Origin of the sequence: Terrisporobacter sp. (assembly GCF_017888745.1) — a bacterium.
Lineage (GTDB): Bacteria > Bacillota > Clostridia > Peptostreptococcales > Peptostreptococcaceae > Terrisporobacter.
Map to the genome: position 1 here is coordinate 1 of NZ_JAGHFM010000344.1, position 3,299 is coordinate 3,299.

4 protein-coding genes are annotated in these 3,299 nt (G+C 27.3%); 1 reads left to right on the plus strand and 3 read right to left on the minus strand.

The annotated features are described in order from the left end of the window. Positions 1-2: 2 nt before the first annotated feature. Together J7G74_RS15260 and J7G74_RS15265 are read right to left on the minus strand one after the other, a co-directional pair. A complete protein-coding gene (locus tag J7G74_RS15260; protein ID WP_297136902.1) occupies positions 3-1,106 on the minus strand; it encodes a DUF1648 domain-containing protein in 1,104 nt (367 codons plus the stop codon). After that, positions 1,099-1,488 (minus strand): GntR family transcriptional regulator, encoded by a 390-nt coding sequence (locus tag J7G74_RS15265; protein WP_297136904.1) that lies wholly within the window; start codon positions 1,486-1,488, stop codon positions 1,099-1,101. Before J7G74_RS15265 ends, J7G74_RS15260 begins: the two co-directional genes overlap by 8 nt. Before the next feature lie 227 nt (positions 1,489-1,715). Here J7G74_RS15265 and J7G74_RS15270 point away from each other — a divergent pair, with 227 nt between their 5' ends. After that, positions 1,716-2,573: an N-acetylmuramoyl-L-alanine amidase gene (locus J7G74_RS15270; protein ID WP_297136906.1), complete on the plus strand. Its 858-nt coding sequence runs from the start codon at positions 1,716-1,718 to the stop codon at positions 2,571-2,573. A 102-nt stretch (positions 2,574-2,675) separates the two neighbouring features. Here J7G74_RS15270 and J7G74_RS15275 read toward each other — a convergent pair whose 3' ends face one another. After that, a complete protein-coding gene (locus J7G74_RS15275; RefSeq protein ID WP_297136908.1) occupies positions 2,676-3,218 on the minus strand; it encodes an HD domain-containing protein in 543 nt (180 codons plus the stop codon). Positions 3,219-3,299 lie beyond the last annotated feature (81 nt).

Below are 3,299 nucleotides of genomic sequence, written 5' to 3' on the forward strand. Positions count from 1 at the left end.
AATTAAATATAAAATGCAATAATTAATATAAATATTATCAGTATAAAAGGAGATATAAATACTATCTTTCCTTTTGTACTACCTATATTCACAGTCCAGCCAACACCAAACCTTTTTTGAACAAATAAAGAAGGGTCGTTGGGATTATTATATAAAGTACCAAATATCCAGTTATTATCGTTATCATCTACTGAATAGACAGCAGTTTTAGACTTACTTGGTGATTTATAGTATAAGTATGTTTGATAGAAAGCTGCTATAATAATTGCTATTGCAGTAGGAAACAGAATAGCATTATTTACGCTACTAGCATTTACAGTGGCAATTAATATGTTAATAAATAAAATTTGGCACCCTAAGCTTACTATGAAAAAAGTAAGAGCAATTTTATTTAAATAATTTAAATTGGCTTTTTTACTTTCATTAAGATTATCAGGATTTAACTTGACTCTAGATTTTAAGGAATATATAGAACTAATAGTTATTATTAACCCTACGCCTACACTCATAATTATAACACCAAAGACACTCATAAATGATTTTTCAGAAAAAGCATCTGGCTCGCCACTAAATCCCCAGTGACTAGGTATAATATCTGGCATAGAATTATACTGAGTAATTGCATAGATTCCTACCAACACAGTAATTACAAAGGGAATCATAGATAGTAAAGAATATTTTTTTATGATTCTGTTTTTTTCATTAATAAAATCTGTATCTAATATTACCTTAGTTTTTTCTAATTCTAAGTCACTTATTTCCAATGACAAATCTTCTTTTAAAGCTTTTACCTTATTATGAACATGAAGAAATGCAAAAAACTCATATACACAAAATCCTAATATAGGAACAATAGAAGATGTTATATAAGCCTTAAATATATAAATACAAATTGAAGTAATTATTGTAAATACCACAAATCCTATTGTAACAAGAAGTTTAAATTTCTTATCTAATGCTTTAAATTCTTTCTTAGCAAAATAATCACTATTTAAACTAACTCCATAAAATTGTCTTTTTCCACTTAATGATTGAGTAAAAAATATCATTATATAAACTAAAAATAGTAGTGGTATATTTATTATAACTGCTAATGTACTATTCATAATCTTTCACCTCATAATTATCAAAAAATTCATTGCTATAATTTATAAATTCTTCTTTAGATATGCCTAAAAGATAACTTTCAGCAGTTAAAAGTTCCAACATGGATTTTATTTTTTCTGTATTTTCATCTTTTTTATTTAGAGGGAGAGAATTTACTACAGCTCCTTTTCTTCTGTCAATACTAATGTATCCTTCATCTTTAAGTAAATTATATGATTTGTTTACAGTATGAAGGTTCACACCAATTTCCTCAGCCATATTTCTGACAGATGGTAAGGATTCGTTTACTTTTAAATCGCCTCTTGCAATAGATTTTATAATTTGTTCCTTGATTTGTGAATATATGGGAACATCACTGGTAAAATCTAAATTTAATATCATTTTATCACTCCAAACTATTATATGATATATATTTGTTATATGTATTGTATAACAAAAAAGTAATTATTACAACCATATGAATTTTAATGTTATTCATTAGAACTTATCAAATTATATTCCAAAAGTAATCCAAAGAATTAAATTACTATAACAGTAAGAAGAACGATCTCTAAAGATTATAAGAAAACTTTATTAGAAAAATAAATGTAATAGGGGAGGGACTAATAATGGAAACAAAAAATGGGTTCACTAGATTTGACACTATAAATGAATTTAAAACATGGCTAAATAAACAAAATATAAAGCGAAAAATAAATAAACTTCAAGTGCATCATACTTACTTGCCGTCTTACAAAAATTGGCCAGAAGATGAATTAACTAGGCAACATAACATGAAAGAATATCATATGCATACTAATGGTTGGTCAGATATAGGTCAACATTTCACCATATTTCCTAATGGTAAAATAGCCACAGGGAGAAGTCTAAACACGAATCCAGCAGGGATTAAAGGATGGAATGGTAATGCCATATGTATTGAAATATACGGTGATTTTGATAAAGGTAAGGACATGATGAAAATAGAACAGGAAGAATCAGTTGTAGCTTGTTATGGATTACTTTGTAAAAAATTTAATATAACACCAAGTATTAATACAATTAGATGCCATGGATGGTTTACTTCAAGTGGCACTTATTTGGGAGGTTACAGTAAATCTAAATCTTGTAAAACCTGCCCAGGTACTAATTTTATGGGAATTGGAAATACTAAATCAGTTTTTGTAAAAAATTTTTACCCAAAAATTAAAGACTACATGATGAAATGTGAATCTATAAATGGAAATACATCTACAAATGAAAGTACAAATAGAAATGATGGAAAGTCTTACACTACAGGAATATATAAAGTCACAGTCAAAGGATTAAATATAAGAAAAGGTCCTGGAACAAACTATGATATAGTGGGAGTTATAAGAGATAAAGGCAGCTATACTATTGTTAAAGTTTCTGGAAGTTGGGGATATTTAAAATCAAAAGCAGGCTGGATAAATATATCTAATTCTTACTGTAAAAAAGTTAAATAGCTTGCAAAAAATTAAATAGGAAAAGTATATTTTTACCACTAAAGTGAAATATAAGAGCCTATAAAAATAGAGAGGGAAGGACCCTCTCATATTTTTGATTAACTATATGTTATCTATAAGACTGTAAAACAACTCTTTATATCTATTTTCAACATCTTTAAAATCCGTAAACTTGAAATCAGGCTTACTAACTAATTCAACTTTATCTACATTTACTTCTTCATTCATATAATGTATAAATTCATTGTAAAGTAGAGCATTGTCAATAAAGTGTACTAATTTTAATTCCTCATCATTTAAATCTTCTTCTAAGAAAACTCTATAAATAAAAGTCTGTAATTTCTCTTCTATTTCTAAATACTGACTTAAGTGTTTTTTCACTGGTCTAATAATATCAGACATATAGGCCTCACTTGCATCATGTAGTAAACATGCAAGAGCAACTCTATTACTATATCCTCTTGCTATTGCTTCTTCGCAACAGAAAATACTATGTTGTCCTACAGAATAAAACTCAGGAAAATGACCATTAGCTCTAGACATAAGTGATAGAGCATGGGCAATATCATCTACCAAGATATCCTCTTTTTTAGGATTTAATGGAGCAAACTTAACCTTTGAAAATGTTGTAATGTAATCTGACATAAAAACTCCTCCCATTTATATAACTAGATTTAATTATATAATATAGAATTAATATGTCAATATTACTTAATTTCTATAAGA